Origin of the sequence: Acuticoccus mangrovi, from assembly GCF_016411865.1 — a bacterium.
Taxonomy (GTDB): Bacteria; Pseudomonadota; Alphaproteobacteria; order Rhizobiales; family Amorphaceae; genus Acuticoccus; species Acuticoccus mangrovi.
Genome location: NZ_JAEKJA010000006.1, coordinates 1 through 15624 on the forward strand (window position 1 = coordinate 1; position 15624 = coordinate 15624).

The window sequence follows — 15624 nt, forward strand, 5'->3', positions numbered from 1 at the left end:
ACAGAATGTCGGGATCGTAGACGAGCGCGCGGCAGATCGCGACGCGCTGGCGCATGCCGCCGGAGAGCTGGTGCGGCCGGGCGTTCTCGAAGCCCGCAAGGCCGGTGAGCTCGATGAGCTGGCGGGCGCGCTCGCGATATTCGCCGACCGGGCGCTTCAGGATGCGGATGGGGAAGAGGATGTTCTCCATCACCGTCTTCCACGGCAGCAGCGAGGCGTCCTGGAACATGATCCCGATGGTCTCGCGCGGTCCCATCATCGGCGTGCCGTCGACGGTGATGGTGCCGGAGGAGGCGGGCTCGAGCCCGCCCGCCATCATCAGCAGCGTGCTCTTGCCGCAGCCGCTCGGCCCGAGGATCGCGACGAACTCACCCCGCGGCACGTCGAAGGTGACGCCGCTCACCGCCTCGACGGGCACGCGGCCGCCATAGACCTTGCGGACGTCGTCGACGGTGATCGCGGCCCCGGCGGAATGCCGGGCCACGACCGTCTCCTTGGCGGCGGCCGGGGTGATGAGGGCCGCCTCAGCCACCCAGCATCTCGCGATACGTGGCGCACGAATCCCAGGCGGTCTGGAACTCGTCGGCGGTGAGCGATACGTCGCCCACATACTGCGAATCGAGCACCGCCTCGACGGTCGGGCGCGTGTCGCCCTCGGCCGAGAGGGTGGAGTAGACGAGCTCGATCATCGATTCGAAGTCGTCCGGGTTCGAGTAGCCGATCGCGTTGGTCTTCAAGGGCTCCTGCACCAGCGACTGGGAGAAGATGCCCATGCCGGCCTCCACCTGCTGGCGGCCGGTGGCGCTGAGGCCGGCCTCGGGCACCGCCTTGAAGAACAGCGACAGCGACTCCTCGGGATTGAGGAGCACGAACTTCATCGCCTTCTGCAGCCCGTCGGCCATGGCGGCGCAGGTTTCCGGATCGCTCTCGATGCGATCGGCCTGGGTCATCAGGCTGTTGTTGTAGAACTTCATCCCGTAGTGGTTGAACAGGAAGAAGCGCGTCTTGACGTTGTTGGCGAGGAACACCGGCAGGAACGAGATCGCGAAGCCGCAGATCGACTGCACCTGGCGCTCCACGAGCACGCGCTGGCGCACCGCCGGGTCGACCTGGATCACCTCGATCGAATCCCAGTCGAACCCGGCCCGCTCGGCGAACGCCGGCAGGAAGGGGAACTCGCCGGAGGTCGTGGTGGCGCCCATCTTGGTGCCGTCGAGGCCGGAGGGCTCGGTGATGCCGGAATCGGCGAGGGTGCACACGCCCATCGTCGCGTCGTAGCCGCACGAGGTGATCTGGACGACGGGCAGGCCCTTCATCGCCTGCTGCAGGCCGGCGGTCGCCGCGGCGCAGCCGAAGTCGAACTGGCCGGCGCCGATCGCCTGGGCCGCGGCGGTGGAGCCGTAGCCCCGCGAGATGGTGACGTCGAGGTCGTGCTCGGCCCAGAAGCCCTTCTCCTTGGCGACGAAGCAATAGAGATTGCTGCCTTCCGCGACCCAAGGGAGGGTGAAGTTGACCGCCTTGGTCTGCGCCCGCGCCACGTGCGGTGCGAAGACGCCCGCCGTCGCGGCGGCCCCCAGTCCCTTCAGCACCGTGCGGCGCCCAACATTCATCGCCATGCTCATCATCCCTCGTGTCATGCCGTCGTCGGCGATAGTCGGCCCGTCGCGCACTGCGCCGACTCACACTGCACACAATCATGCAGGCCTCATGCCAAAAATTATTCCAACTTCCGACAGACCACTTTTTGGGCCGAAATTCATAATTGTTTTTAGTATGTTATGTATATGAATTGACTGCGTTTTCGCGATGGACCTCGGTCAATGGCTCTGCTAGATTCTTTAGATATCAAAGAGATGAGATCATCATCGGATGCAATTTTGCGTTTCGATCCGAATGGTGTCATCTAGCGCAAAGCAAAGGGAGGCCAGGGTGGCGTCGCAGCAGGCAACCGAGGCGCGAATCCGAGAGCGCATCATGGATGCGATCTACGGCTGCCGCCTCGAGCCGGGTGCCCGGCTGACGGAGGAAGCCCTTGCCGATCTCTTCGGCGTCAGCCGCACCATCGTGCGCCAGGCGCTCGCCCGACTGGCGCAGGACGGCATCGTGGTGCACCGGCCCAATCGCGGCACTCAGGTCGCCACCCCGACGCGCAAGGATGCGCAGCAGACCTTCGCCGTCCGCCGGATGGTGGAGCCGGAGATCGTGAGCCTTCTCGCCCAGCGTAGCGACGCCGCCCTCGTGCGCCGGCTGGAGCGCCATCTCGACACCGAAAACAAGGCGCGCGAGACGGGGGCGGACACACGCCTCCTGCGTCTCACCGGCCGCTTCCACATGATGCTCGCCGAGGCGACGGGGTTTCCCGTGCTCGCCCGTCTCGTCGCCGAGCTTCAGGCCTTCACCTGCCTCTCCGTCATGCTCTACAGCCGCAGCGCGGACGACGCGAGCCCGCCGTGCGAGCACGAGGCCATCGTCGCCGCGATCGCAGGCGGCGAGGCGGAGCGGGCCGCCGAACTCATGCGCCACCATCTGACCCACGTGGAGGCGCGGCTCAATCTGTCGGCGCCGGTGGACGAGGTGGATACGCTCGCGAAGGCGCTCGGCATGCCGCCTGCCGGAGCTCTCGCCATGCGCCGCTGAGCGCACCCCCGCCGCCGTCGGAGCATCCTGCGCCCCGTCGCGCAGAAGGGATGCTCCGCCCGTTGAATGCCAGCACCCGCGTTCAAGCGATTCCCGCTCGAGCAGCGGTGCTCCAGCCAGGATCTCTTCCGTGAAGCTTGTCGTTCCGGACGTGGTGTCCCCGTCCTACTTCCCGGCGCTCGCCGCGGAGGCGCTCGGCCACTACCGCCGAGAGGGGGTGGACATCGAGGTCGGTCTCCTCGCCCCCGTCGAGGACGCCTATGCGGCGATGCGGGCGGGCGACGTCGCCTTCGTGGCGGGCTCGGCTCACTCCGCGCTGTCGGCCTTTCCCGAGTGGGAGGGGGCGAGCCTCGTCTGTGCCCAGTCGCAGGGGCTCTACTGGTTCCTCGTTCTCCACGCCGACTTCGGGGCGGCGCCCGGCGACTTCATGGCGGTCGCGGGCAAGCGGATCGGCGCCGCGCCTTGGGTGGGCAAGGCGTTCTCCGGCCTGCTCCTCGAAGCGGGCATCGACCTCGCCGCGACCGGCACGCGGATCGTGCCCGTTCCGGCGGGCCACGGCACCAATTTCGGCCTCGCCGCCGCCGACGCGTTGCGCCGGGGCGAGATCGACGGCTTCTGGGCGAACGGCATGGGCGCGACGCTCGCCGTGAAGGGCGGCTACGGCACCATCGTCTACGACGCGCGACGGGCGGCGGGTCCGCCGAACGGCTTCGACTTCACCATGGCGACGGTGGCGGCGAGCGACGCGCTGATCGCGGCGGAGCCGGAGGCGGTGGCGGCCGTCGTCCGCGCCATCGTCGCCGCTCAAAAGGACCTCAGGCGCGATCCGGCGCTCGCCACCGAGGTCTCCCGAGCCTACTTCCCCGACGACGCCGTCGATCTCATCGCCGAGCGCATCGCCGCCGACGCTCCCTTCTACGACGCGAGCCTCTCGCCTCGCTTCGTCGCGGGCATGAACGCGTTCTGCCGTCGGATCGGCATCCTCGACGGCGACCCCGCCTACGACACGGTGGTCGCCACCCGGTTCGCCCCGCTGTGGCGGACCGCCTGACCGGCATGCCGGCCGGGTTCTCCTCAGACGAGGTTCACCGCGCCGCCGTCGATGAGGATGTTCTGGCCGACGATGAAGCCCGCCTGGGCGGAGCAGAGGTAGGCGCATAGGGCGCCCACCTCGCTCGGGTCGCCGAAGCGGTGCGCGGGAACCTGGGCGGTGCGCTCCTCAGTGAACTCGGCGAGATCGCGGTCGGCGAGGGCAGCGAGGCGCTGAAGCCCCTTGGCCTGCGTGGCGGTCGCGAACGGGCCGGGGAGGAGGTTGTTGATCGCCACGTTGTCCTTTGCAACCTTGCGCGAGACGGTGGCGACGAAGCCGGTCAGTCCCGCCCGCGGCGCATTGCCGAGCGTCATGTACTCCATCGGCGCGCGGATCGCGCGGGAGGTGATGTTCACGACCCGGCCGAAGCGCCGCTCGCTCATGCCGGCCACATAGTGGCGGATCAGCATGATCGGAGCGATCATGTGGTGATAGGTCGCCCTCTCCCAGGCGGCGGCGTCCCACTCGAGCTCTTCGCCCTTCGGCGAATGGCCGGAGTTGGTGACGAGGATGTCGGCTTGCGGCCGGCCCGCGATGATCGTCTCGACGCCGGCGAGCGTGCCGACGTCGGCCGGAAGGGTGGTGACGGTCGTCGAGGGGGCGGCCGCGGCGATCGCTTCGGCGGCGCTCTCAAGAGTTTCCGGCGTGCGGGCGACGAGGGTGACGTCGACCCCTTCGCGGGCGAGAGCCTCGGCGCAGGCCCGCCCGAGCCCCTTGCTCGCCCCGCAGACGATGGCCGTCCGGCCCGCCAATCCGAGATCCATTCGCCCATCTCCCTGCTTCGAGCCGGGAAGGGCGCGAGAAGGCCCGCCCCGGCATCGCTGTCGGGTGACGATCGTTACACTAGGCGGACCTCTGTAACAAGATTGAAGCGAATGTCAGATCTCGCTGCTCTGCGCGTCGACCAGGCGGGGGCGGCGGCCGAGGCGCTCGCGCGGCCCGCCGAGCATCGTCGACAGGCGGTCGGCGGCCTCGCTGAGGAGAGGGAGCAGGCGCTTCTTCTCCTTCACCGTGAAGCGGTTGACCGGGCCGGTGAGGGCGATGGCGCCGGCGCATCCGCCGCCCGCCGTCAGCACCGCCGTCGCCATCGAGGCAGTCTGCGCGTTGCGCACGCCGGCGGAGCTGAAGACCGTCCGCACACTGTTGTCCTGCCCCTCGTCGGCGCCCGACAGGATCATCCCCATCGAGGAGTCGTCGATCGGGAAGGCGATGGCGAGGTCCACGAAGTCGCGCACCGACTGGGGCGATTCGATGCGGAAGAGGCAGAGCCGCTTGTCGTGCTCGCGCACGTGGAAGGAGGCGCTCTCGCCGCTCGACTGGGCGAGCTCGCGCAGGATGGGCACGGCATAGTCGTCGAGGCGGAAGCTCGCGCGGTAGGTGCGCCCGAGCTGCATCACCTTGGCGCCCAGCACATAGCCGCCGCTCGGGCTGCGCACCACGTAGCCCATGTGCTCGAGCGAGACGAGGCAGCGCAGCACGGTCGGCTTGACGAGGCCGCTCGCCTTGCTGAGCTCGGCAAGGCTCTTCGGACCCTCGCTCGCGATGAACAGATCCAGGATGCCGAGCGCGCGCTCGACCGCATTGATGCCGGCTCGCCGCGACGGCTCGGCGGCTCCGGCTGCGGGGTCGAGGTCAGATACGTCGCTCTTGGACACGCGCCATGGCCTTCGCTGCTGTGGTGTTCCAGTCGCGGACGTCTAGCATTTCCGTTGTCGGGGTCAATCTGCGGATTGACATGGCATCATGCTCGTTTCACGATGCGTATCATCGTTTCAAAATAACGATCCCATCGTGGCACTTCTCCCCTCCCACATCCTGGCCCATCCATGTCAGCCCGGAAGGATGACTGCATGAACCTGTCCGCAGGCCTCGTCGCCGACGAGGCGAGCGCCTTCGCCGCCCGCACCCGGCGGATCAGCCCGTCGGCGAGCAACGTCGCTTCCCAAAAGGCGCGCGAGGCGAGCGCTGCGGGCCGCAGCATCCTCAACCTGACGGTGGGCGAGCCGGATTTCGAGACGCCGGACCACATCAAGCAGGCGGCGACGGACGCGATCTGGGCCGGCCAGACCCGCTATACGCGGGCCGACGGGACGCCGGAGATGAAGGATGCGGTGGCGCAGAAGTTCCGCCGCGAGAACGGCCTCGTGTTTGCGGCCAACGAGATCACCGTCGGCTGCGGGGCGAAGCACACCATCTTCAACGCCTTCCTCGCGACCGTCGACGACGGCGACGAGGTGGTGATTCCCTCGCCCTATTGGGGCACCTATCCGGAGATGGTGCGGCTCGCGGGCGGGATGCCCGTAATCGTGCCGACGGACGAGGCGAGCGGCTTCAAGATCACCCCGGCGCAGCTCGAAGAGGCGCTCACGGAGCGCACGCGCTGGCTCGTCATCAACTCCCCCGGCAACCCGGCGGGCGGGACCTACAGCAAGGCCGAGCTCGAAGCGCTCGCCGACGTCCTCGAGCGCTTCCCGAGGGCGTGGGTGCTGAGCGACGACATCTACGAGCACATCCTCTACGACGGGCGCCCGTTCGCGACCTTCGCCGCCGACGTGCCGGCCTTCGCCCATCGCACCTACACGGTGAACGGCGTGTCGAAGGCCTATTGCATGACCGGCTGGCGGATCGGCTTCGGCGCGGGGCCGCGGGCGCTCATCACCGAGATCGCCAAGATCCAGTCGCAGAGCACCTCCAATCCCTGCACCATCAGCCAGGCCGCCGCGATCGCGGCGCTCAACGGGCCGCAGGACCACGTCTTCGCCCACCGCGACGAGTTCGCCCGGCGCCGGACGCTGATGCTCGAGGGCCTCTCCGGGATCCCCGGCCTCAGCGTCGCCGCACCGGAGGGGGCCTTCTACGTGTTCCCCGGCGTCGCCGCGCTGCTGGGGCGCTCGGCGCCGGGCGGCGGGACCATTGCGAACGACGTCGACGTGGTCGCCCATTTCCTCGACCACGGCGTTGCGAGCGTGCCGGGATCGGCCTATGGCGCGCCCGACCACGTGCGCCTCTCCTTCGCCGCCTCGGACGAGACGTTGCGGGAGGGATGTCGCCGGATCGCGGCCGCCTGCGAGGCGCTTTCCGGCTGACGAACGTCGCGAATTTGCCCTAATTTTGGGCAATTCGGCAAGCTGTCGTGATTGACAGCAATTCGCGCGCATTTCACAATGCGTACCGTTGTTACGATATTGGGCGGTCTTCTCGAGCCGCACCGCAGCAAAGGACGGAGGGCGCTGTGAAGTTCGGAAACTTCCTGTTCCCCGAAAGCCGCGAGCCCGATCAGGACGCGGCCCGGATCACGGAAACTCTCGCGGAGGCGAAGCTCAGCGAAGCCCTCGGCATGGACGCCTTGTGGCTCGGCGAGCACCACTTCGACGGCGGCTGCGCCTATGTCGATCCGGTCACCTTCGCCGCGTCCCTCGCGACCGCCACCGAGCGCGTGCGGATCGGCTTCTCGGTGATCCAGACCTCGCTGCATCACCCGGTCCGCCTCGCAGAACAGCTCTCGCTGATCGACATCGTCAGCAACGGGCGGCTGATCGTCGGCCTCGGCCGCGGCACCAACATCAACATCTACGAATATCTCGGCTACGGCATTGCGCCCGAGGAGGCGCAGCCGCGCTACGAGGAGGCCGACGCGATCATCAACCGTCTGTGGACCGAGGAGCGCGTCCAGCACGAGGGCGACTTCTGGACCATCGACGTGCCCGTCCTGCGGCCGCGGCCGATGACGCGGCCGCATCCCTTCGTGATCCGCGCCGCCTCCGGCGAAGCCTCGATGCAGGGGCTCGCCTCGCGCGGTCTGCCCTTCCTCATGAACGTGCAGTCCAACGCCACGACGGCGGACCGCATCGCCCTCTACCGCGACACCATGCGCAAGGCCGGCTACTCGGAAGAGGAGACGCAGCGCAACGTCGGCGAATGCTGGGTCTGGCGGAACGTCTTCGTGGCGGAGACCGACGCGGAGGCCGAGAAGATCGCGCTTCCCGCCTTCGAGGCCATGCGCGAGCATCGCGCGGCGATGCGCACCCGCGTCTACAAGGAGCGCGGCCTCGCGATGAGCCACGCCGGCAACGAGGGCGCGCCGCCCAAGGTCGCCCCCGAGGACGCGATCGTCTACGGCTCGCCCGCCACCGTTGCGGAGAAGCTGTCGGGGGTCGAGGCGACGGGCGTCGGCGGTGTTATCATGACGATGCGGCTCGGTCCGATGCCGCATGAGGTGGCCTGCTCCAGCATGGACCTCTTCATGAACAAGGTCGCCCCGGCCCTCGACCGACGGGCCGCAGCCTGAGAGAGCGCCCCCGATGCCGTCCCGCCAGCCTCCGACCTCCTTGCCGTCCGAACGGTTCGCGGTGGATGTTGCGGTGGTCGGCGGCGGCCTCGTCGGCAGCGCCATCGCGTGGGGCGCGCTCGAGGCGGGCGCCACGGTCGCGCTGCTCGATGAGGGGGACGTCGCCCACCGGGCCTCGCGCGGCAATTTCGGGCAGATCTGGGTTCAGGGGAAGGGCGAGGGCCATCCGCCCTATGCGCGCCTCACCCAGCGGTCCGCGACGCTGTGGCCGGAGTTCTCCGCCCGCCTCGGCGTGCGCACCGGCATCGATGTCGGCTTCAGCCAGCCCGGCGGGCTGACCCTCTGCCTCAGCGAGGAGGAGCTTGCGACGCGCGCGGCGATCGCGAGCCGCCTCGATGCGGAGGGCGGCTCGGCCGGAATGGCGATCCTCGACCGCGACGCGGTGGCGCGCATGACGCCGCTGCCGCTCGGCGACAGCGTGCGGGGCGCCTCCTTCTGCCCGGCCGATGCCCACGCCAATCCGCTCGCCCTGTTGCGCGCCTTCCATCTCGACATTCAAGCGCAAGGCGGCGCCTTCATCCCCCACACGAGCGTCGAAGCGGTGAGGGCGGTGCGGGGCGGCTTCGCGATCGCGACGTCCGCGGGCGAGATCGTGGCCGGCAAGGTCGTGGTGGCGGCCGGGCTCGGCAGCGCGGGGCTCGCCGCCTCGCTCGGCCTCGACATGCCCGTGCGCCCGGTGCGCGGGCAGGTGATGGTGACCGAGCGCGCCGCCCCGCTCGGCGACTTCCTCTTCACCGGCCTGCGCCAGACGCGGGAAGGGAGCTTGATGATCGGCGGCACGCAGGAGGAGGTGGGCTTCGACGACGGCACCGCCAACGTCGCGATGCGCACGATGTCGCGCCGCGCGGTCGCCTCCTTCCCCGACATCGCCCGTCTCGACGTGGTGCGCTGCTGGGGTGCCCTGCGGATCATGACGCCGGATGGGCGGCCGATCTATCAGCAGTCCCGGCGCTATCCCGGCGCCTTCGCCGCGACCTGCCATAGCGGCGTCACCCTCGCCGCGGCGCATGCCCTGGTGGTCGCGCCGTCGATCGTGGCGGGCGACCTGCCGCACGAGCTCGCCACCTTCAGCGCGGATCGCTTCCATGTTCAAGCGGCTTGAGCGCGGCGGACCGACGGTCCGCTTCCGCTTCGAGGACGAGGAGATCGAGGCGGTGGAAGGGGAGAGCGTCGCCGCCGCCCTTCTCGCCGCCGGCATCGATACTTTTCGGACGAGCCCGCTCGGCCCCGCCCGGGCGCCCTATTGCATGATCGGGATGTGCTTCGACTGCCTCGTGAGCATCGACGGGGTGGAGAACCGCCGGGCCTGCCAGGTCGCCGTGGCGCCGGGCCTCTCGGTGCGTCGCCAGAGCGGGGCGAGGCGGGTCGGATGAGGAAGGTCGACGTCATCGTGATCGGCGCTGGGCCTGCCGGCATGGCGGCCGCGACGCACCTTGCCGAGCGAGGGCGGGACGTGGTCGTGGTCGACGATCAGCGCACCCCCGGCGGGCAGATCTATCGCGGGGCGGAGCGCAATGCCGCCTCGCCGGCGCGGGCGCGCATTCTGGGTGCCGACGCGGCGCGCGGGGCCGCGCTGATCGCCGCCTTCCGTGCGAGCGGCGCGCGCTATTGGCCCGAAAGCCGCGTCTGGCGTGTGACGGCTGAGCGCGAGGTTTCGCTGACCCGAAACGGGCGGAGCGAGACCCTCGGCACACCCGTCGTCATCGCCGCGACCGGGGCGATGGAGCGGCCCGTTCCCGTGCCCGGCTGGACGCTCCCCGGGGTGATGACCGCCGGCGCGCTGCAGACGCTTCTGAAGGGCGACGGCCTCGTACCGGCCGAGCCGCCGGTGCTCGTCGGCAGTGGGCCGCTGCTTCTCCTCCTCGCCAACCAGCTCATCGCGGCGGGGGTGGCGCCGGCGGCGATCGTCGAGACCTCGGTTCGGCCATGGGCGGCGCGCGGCGAGCTCTCGCTGGTGCTCGAGCCCGTCGCGCGACGCGACCTGTGGCGCGGCCTCGCAATGCTCGCGAAGCTGCGGCGCGCGCGCGTTCCGCACTACCGGAACGCCACGGAGATCCGCATCGAGGGCAGCCGCCGCGCCGAGGCGGTGTCGTTCGTCGCGGGTGGACGGCGCCAGCGGATCGCGGCATCGCTCTTTGCCCTCCACGAGGGGGTGATCCCGGCCCAGCAGCTCAGCCGCTCGCTCGGCATCGCCCATGATTTCGACGAGCGTCACCATGCCTTCGGTCCGCGCGTCGACGGGCGCGGCGAGAGCCCCATCCCCGGCATCCTCTTCGCCGGTGACTGCGTGCGGATCGCCGGCGCCGCCGCCGCCGAGCATGCCGGGCGCATCGCCGCGATCTCGGCGTTGCGGATGCTGACGGCGGACCCCGCGCTCGACGCCGCGGCGCTCGCGGACGAACAGCGCCAGTTGCAGGCGCACGCGCGGATCCAGTCGCTCGTCGACGCCGTCTACCCGCCGCCCGCGATGCTCGCGGCGACGCCCGACGAAACGGTGATCTGCCGCTGCGAGAACGTGACGGCGGGCGAGCTGCGGGCGGCGGTTGCCGCCGGCTGCGCGGGTCCCAATCAAGCGAAGAGCTTTCTGCGCGTCGGGATGGGGCCGTGCCAGGGCCGGCTCTGCGGGCCGACCGTCGCCGGCCTCATCGCCGAGATGCAGCACCGCTCCGTGGGCGACGTCGGCTACTTCCGCATCCGCGCTCCCCTCCAACCCGTAACGGTCGGCGAGCTCGCCGACATGCAGGACGCATGATCATTGTCGTGACATCCGATCTTCGGCTGACGCTTGAGGATCCCGAGGATTTTCGCCGCTTCAAGGTCAAGGTCGACGCCGCCGCGGAGCCCGAGACCGTCGCCGCGGCGCTCGCCCCGCTCGCCGGGCTGGAGGATCGCGACACGGCCTGGGTCGACGAAGCCGCCTTGCGCCGCCTCGGCCCGGAGGGCGACGCGTGGCAGGCGGGCCTTTCCAAGATGATCGCCGCCGCCGCGCCGCACGGCTGGGTGCACCCGCAGACCGGCGCGATCCGCGCCCACGTCGAGTGGACGGCGGCGTGAGCGAGCGCCACCGCACGGTCCACGGGGTGACGGTGGGCATCCTGATGCTCGACACCGGCTTCGAGCGGTTGCCGGGGGATATCGGCAACGCGGTGACCTTCCACTTTCCCGTGCAGTACGCCGTGGTGCGGGGCGCGACGTCGGCGCGCGTCGTGTCGCGCCGGCCGGACGCGGAGCTGTTGCCTCTCTTCATCGAGGCTGCGCGGGGGCTCGTCGCCCTCGGCGTCGACGGGATCGCCACGAGTTGCGGCTTTCTCTCGCTGTTTCACCCGGAGCTGAAGGCCGCGCTGCCGGTCCCGGTGGCGACGTCGAGCCTCCTGCAGGTTGCGCTCGTCGACCAGGTGCTCCCCGCCGGCCGCCGCGCCGGGGTTCTCACCATGGATGCCGAGGCGTTGACGGCGGACCACCTGCGCGCCGTCGGCGCGCCCGTCGACGTGCCGGTCGCCGGGATCGCACCGGATTCGAAGTTCCGCCGCGGCCAGCGCGGCAACGCGACGTCGGTGTCGTTCGCCGACCACGAGGCCGACACGATCGCTGCCGCCGAGCGCCTCCTCGCCAGCCATCCCGAGGTCGGCGCGCTGGTGCTCGAATGCACCAACATGCCCCCCTACGCACGCTCGCTCGCCCGGCGCTTCGACATGCCGGTGTTCGACGTCGCGACCCTCATCAACTGGTTTCACGCCGGGCTGCGGCCCCGCGTCTACGACTGATCCGCCGGACACGAAGAGATAGCTCGATGAATGCGCCCGCTTCCCTACCCGCAGCAGGCACCGCGCCCCGGTTGAGGATCGCGGTCGATATCGGCGGCACCTTCACCGACGGGATCGCCGAGGAGAGCGGCACCGGCCGCATCTGGGTGGGCAAGTGCCTCACCACCCCGGCCGACCCCGGCGAGGGGGTGTCGGAGGTGATCGCCCAGCTCCTCGACAAGATGGCCGCCGACGGCGAGCGGGTGGAGGAGGTGGTGCACGGCACGACGCTCGTCACCAACACGCTCATCGAGCGGCGCGGCGCGCCGACCGGCCTCGTCGTCACCAAAGGCACGCGCGACACGCTCGATATCGCCCGTGAGGTCCGCTACGACCTCTACGATCTGCGCCTGGAGCTGCCCGAGCCGCTGGTGCCCGGCGAGGCGCGCGCCGAGGTGGGGGCGCGGATGGACCGCACCGGCGCCGAGATCACCCCGCTCGACGAGGCGATGGTGGAGGCGGTCGCCGACGCGATCGGCGCGATGGGGGTGAGCGCCGTCGCGGTGTGCCTCCTCCACGCCTACGTCAACGAGGCGCACGAGGAGGCGCTGGGTAAGGCTCTCGCGGCCCGCTTCCCCGACCTCGCGATCAGCCTCTCCTCGCGCGTCGCGCGCGAGATCCGCGAATATGAGCGGATGTCGACGACGAGCGCCAACGCCTACGTGCAGCCGCTGGTGCGCGACTATCTCAACGCGCTCGGCGAGCGGATCGGCGGGGCGGGCATTGCCGGGCTTCTGCGCATCATGCTGTCGAGCGGCGGCTTCACCTCGGCGGAGGCGGCGGCCGACACGCCCATCCTTCTCCTCGAATCGGGGCCGGCCGCGGGGGTGATCAGCGCGCTCAACACCGGGATCGAGGCGGGGTTCGACACGATCCTCGCCTTCGACATGGGCGGCACCACGGCGAAGGCGTGCGTCGCGACGGGCGGGGCGCCGGACATCGCCCACACCTTCGAGGCGGCCCGCGTCAAGCGCTTCAAGAAGGGGAGCGGCCTGCCGATCCTCATCCCGAGCATCGATCTCATCGAGATCGGCGCCGGGGGCGGCAGCATCGCCACCATCGACGCGCTGGGGCTTCTGAAGGTCGGGCCGCGCAGCGCCGGATCGGTGCCGGGTCCCGCCGCCTACGGGCGCGGCGGCGAGGAGGCGACGGTGACCGACGCCGACCTCGTGCTCGGCTATCTCGACGCCAACAGCTTCCTCGGCGGCGAAATGAGCCTGCGCACCGACCTCGCCGAGGCCGCCCTCGGCCGGCTCGGCGCGCGGCTCGGCCTGTCGGTGACCGAGGTCGCCGCCGGGATCGCCGACATCGTCAACGAGAACATGGCGGCGGCCGCCCGCGTCCACATCGCCGAGAAGGGGCTCGATCCGCGCGCCTTCACCATGGTGGCGACGGGTGGCGCGGGCCCGGTGCATGCGGTGGAGGTGGCGCGGCGGCTGAGGGTGCGCCGGCTCCTCTGCCCCATCGCCGCGGGGGCGGGCTCTTGCCTCGGCCTCCTCGCCGCGCCGCCGCGGGTCGATCGGGCCTGGTCGAAGCCGACCCTTCTCGAAGCGCTCGACTGGGACGAGGTGACGGCGATGCTGTCAGGCCTGCGGGTCGATGCGGAGACCGAGCTCACCTCGGCCTCCGCCGACCTCGGAGCGATCGCGTGGAGCGTCCTCATCGAGATGCGCTACGCGGGGCAGGGGAGCGTCATCTCGATCACCCTGCCGTACGACGAGATCGCGTCGCGCCCCGTCGCGGCGATGCGCGAGAGCTTCGAGGCCGCCTATCGCGACCTCTACGGCAACACCGTCCCGAACGCCCGCATCGAGGTGGTGACGTGGCGCCTCACCGGCCAGAGCGGGGTGGAGAGCCGCCGCTTCTCCTGGGCCGAAGGCCGCGGCGGTGGGGCGGCGACGCCGAAGGCTCACCGCGAAGTCTATCTGCCGGCCGAGCGCCGCTTCGCCTCGGCACCCGTCTACGATCGCTACGCGCTGCCTCCGGGCACCCGGCTCGATGGCCCGGTGATCCTGGAAGAGCGCGAATCGACGCTCGTTGTCCCGCTCACCGCCGCCGTCGAGATCCTTCCCGACCTCGCCGTGTGCGTCGATTTTGGAGAGCCCGCATGAGCCGCAACGATCTCGACCCCGTCACGCTGGAGATCCTGTGGACGCGCCTCGTGAGCGCGGTGGACGAGGCGTCCGCCGCCTTCGTGCGCACGTCGTTCTCCACGCTCGTGCGCGAGGCCAACGACTTCGCCGTGGTGCTGACCGACAAGGAGGGGCGCTCGGTCGCCCAGTCGTCGATGAGCATTCCCTCCTTCATCGGCACGCTGCCGGCGACGGTGAAGCACTTCATCCGCCACTTCCCGCCCGAGACGCTCGCGCCGGGCGACGTGCTCATCACCAACGATCCGTGGATGGGGACGGGCCATATCCACGACATCACGGTGGTGATGCCGATCTTCCGCGACGGCAGCATCCACGGCTATGCCGCGGTGACGAGCCACATGCCGGACATCGGCGGCCGGCTGCGCTCCTCCGGCACGCGCGAGATCTTCGAGGAGGGATTGCAGATCCCGATGCTGAAGCTCGTTCGCGCCGGCGTGGTCGACGACACGGTGGTCGCCTTCATCTCGCAGAATGTGCGGGTGCCGGAGCAGACGATGGGCGACGTCTGGGGCGAGGTGGCCGCCTGCCGCATGCTCGAAGGTCGCCTCAACGAGCTGCTCGACGATTCCGGGCTCGACCTCGACCGGCTGAGCGGCGAGATCCGCGGCCGCTCCGAGGCGGCGATGCGCGCCGCCGTCGCCGCCTTGCCGGACGGCGACTATCGCTATCGCCTCGAGCACGACGGCTTCGAGGAGCGGATCGTGATCCAGAACCGGGTCGAGATCCGCGGCGACCGGGTGCACATCGACTATACGGGGACGTCCGAGCAGCTGCCCCGCTCGGTGAACACCGTGCCGATCTACACCTTCGCCTACACCGCCTTCGGGGTGAAGGCGCTGCTGTCGCCCGACATTCCGAACAACGAGGGGAGCTTCCTGCCGATCTCGACCTCGGCGCCGGAAGGGACGATCCTCAACCCCCGCTACCCCGCCGCGAGCGGTGCCCGCGGGATGATCGGCCATCTTCTGCCGGTCGCCTTCATGGCCGCCCTCGCCGATGTCCTGCCCGACCGGGTGATGGCGCCGGGGTCGGCCAACTCCTCCTTCACCATGGCGGGCGAGGACGAGGGGCGGCGCTACGCGACGGCGAACTTCCTGAACGCCGGGCAGGGAGCGTTCGCCGACCGCGACGGCCTGTCGGTGGTGAGCTTCCCGTCGAACCTCGGCAACACGCCGATCGAGGTGATCGAGGCGGGGGCGCCGGTGCGCGTGCTGCACCGGGCGGTGCGCCCGGGCAGCGGCGGCGGCGGCGCCCATCGTGGCGGCGACGGGCTCGACTTCGCCTTCGAGTTCGTCGGCGACACGCCGGCCGTCTGCTCCTTCCTGATGACGCGCCTCAAGGCGGCGCCGCCGGGGCTTGCGGGGGGCGATCCCGGCGTCGTCGGCCGCCTCACGCTGAACGGTACCGACATCGACCCCGCCGACCACTGGATCCTCAAGAAGGGCGATCGGGTGGTGATGCAGACCGCGGGCGGCGGCGGCTACGGCAAGGCCTAGCCACGCCGCCGACGCCCATCGAGCGGGCTCGTCGCGCGACCGCTTGCCTTCGTGGCGGGCAGCGACGCCGGGCCCCGCCGATCCGGCCGGTCGACGT

Annotated in this window: 15 protein-coding genes; 11 read left to right on the forward strand and 4 right to left on the reverse strand. The window is 70.3% G+C overall.

Annotated features, from left to right (window positions below; all coding sequences use genetic code 11):
* Together JCR33_RS08050 and JCR33_RS08055 are read right to left on the reverse strand one after the other, a co-directional pair.
* The coding region (locus tag JCR33_RS08050) for an ABC transporter ATP-binding protein (protein ID WP_198881539.1) at positions 1-532 on the reverse strand (532 nt) is incomplete at its 3' end.
* On the reverse strand, positions 525-1616 hold the full coding sequence (locus tag JCR33_RS08055; RefSeq protein ID WP_198881540.1) for an ABC transporter substrate-binding protein: 1092 nt from the start codon (positions 1614-1616) through the stop codon (positions 525-527). The genes JCR33_RS08055 and JCR33_RS08050, both read right to left, overlap by 8 nt.
* Before the next feature lie 277 nt (positions 1617-1893).
* Here JCR33_RS08055 and JCR33_RS08060 point away from each other — a divergent pair, with 277 nt between their 5' ends.
* Positions 1894-2637, forward strand: a complete 744-nt coding sequence (locus JCR33_RS08060; protein ID WP_269751158.1) for a GntR family transcriptional regulator — start codon at positions 1894-1896, stop codon at positions 2635-2637.
* Positions 2638-2767: 130 nt separating this feature from the next.
* On the forward strand, positions 2768-3688 hold the full coding sequence (locus tag JCR33_RS08065) for an ABC transporter substrate-binding protein (protein WP_198881542.1): 921 nt from the start codon (positions 2768-2770) through the stop codon (positions 3686-3688).
* A 23-nt stretch (positions 3689-3711) separates the two neighbouring features.
* Here JCR33_RS08065 and JCR33_RS08070 read toward each other — a convergent pair whose 3' ends face one another.
* Both JCR33_RS08070 and JCR33_RS08075 read right to left on the reverse strand, forming a co-directional pair.
* On the reverse strand, positions 3712-4491 hold the full coding sequence (locus JCR33_RS08070) for an SDR family oxidoreductase (protein ID WP_198881543.1): 780 nt from the start codon (positions 4489-4491) through the stop codon (positions 3712-3714).
* A 114-nt stretch (positions 4492-4605) separates the two neighbouring features.
* Positions 4606-5382: an IclR family transcriptional regulator gene (locus tag JCR33_RS08075; RefSeq protein WP_198881544.1), complete on the reverse strand. Its 777-nt coding sequence runs from the start codon at positions 5380-5382 to the stop codon at positions 4606-4608.
* Positions 5383-5577: 195 nt separating this feature from the next.
* Between JCR33_RS08075 and JCR33_RS08080 the strand changes: the two genes are divergently transcribed.
* The 9 genes from JCR33_RS08080 (at position 5578) to JCR33_RS08120 (ending at position 15527) form a co-directional block, all read left to right on the forward strand.
* Complete coding sequence (locus JCR33_RS08080) at positions 5578-6813, forward strand: pyridoxal phosphate-dependent aminotransferase (RefSeq protein ID WP_198881545.1); 1236 nt, start codon at positions 5578-5580, stop codon at positions 6811-6813.
* Positions 6814-6959: 146 nt separating this feature from the next.
* On the forward strand, positions 6960-8015 hold the full coding sequence (locus JCR33_RS08085) for an LLM class flavin-dependent oxidoreductase (RefSeq protein WP_198881546.1): 1056 nt from the start codon (positions 6960-6962) through the stop codon (positions 8013-8015).
* 13 nt (positions 8016-8028) lie between these two features.
* The gene (locus tag JCR33_RS08090; RefSeq protein WP_211110157.1) at positions 8029-9177 is read left to right on the forward strand and encodes an NAD(P)/FAD-dependent oxidoreductase; all 1149 of its coding nucleotides are present in this window, start codon (positions 8029-8031) and stop codon (positions 9175-9177) included.
* A complete protein-coding gene (locus tag JCR33_RS08095; protein ID WP_198881548.1) occupies positions 9161-9448 on the forward strand; it encodes a (2Fe-2S)-binding protein in 288 nt (95 codons plus the stop codon). The genes JCR33_RS08090 and JCR33_RS08095 overlap by 17 nt, the downstream gene beginning before the upstream one ends.
* Positions 9445-10827 carry an FAD/NAD(P)-dependent oxidoreductase gene (locus JCR33_RS08100; protein ID WP_198881549.1) on the forward strand — a complete coding sequence of 461 codons (1383 nt, stop codon included), beginning with the start codon at positions 9445-9447 and terminating at the stop codon, positions 10825-10827. Before JCR33_RS08095 ends, JCR33_RS08100 begins: the two co-directional genes overlap by 4 nt.
* An 8-nt stretch (positions 10828-10835) precedes the next feature.
* Positions 10836-11129 (forward strand): hypothetical protein, encoded by a 294-nt coding sequence (locus JCR33_RS08105; protein WP_198881550.1) that lies wholly within the window; start codon positions 10836-10838, stop codon positions 11127-11129.
* Complete coding sequence (locus JCR33_RS08110) at positions 11126-11839, forward strand: aspartate/glutamate racemase family protein (RefSeq protein ID WP_198881551.1); 714 nt, start codon at positions 11126-11128, stop codon at positions 11837-11839. The genes JCR33_RS08105 and JCR33_RS08110 overlap by 4 nt, the downstream gene beginning before the upstream one ends.
* A gap of 71 nt (positions 11840-11910) precedes the next feature.
* Positions 11911-13989: a hydantoinase/oxoprolinase family protein gene (locus tag JCR33_RS08115; RefSeq protein WP_232372441.1), complete on the forward strand. Its 2079-nt coding sequence runs from the start codon at positions 11911-11913 to the stop codon at positions 13987-13989.
* Positions 13986-15527, forward strand: a complete 1542-nt coding sequence (locus JCR33_RS08120) for a hydantoinase B/oxoprolinase family protein (RefSeq protein ID WP_198881553.1) — start codon at positions 13986-13988, stop codon at positions 15525-15527. Before JCR33_RS08115 ends, JCR33_RS08120 begins: the two co-directional genes overlap by 4 nt.
* The last annotated feature ends 97 nt before the right edge of the window (positions 15528-15624 follow it).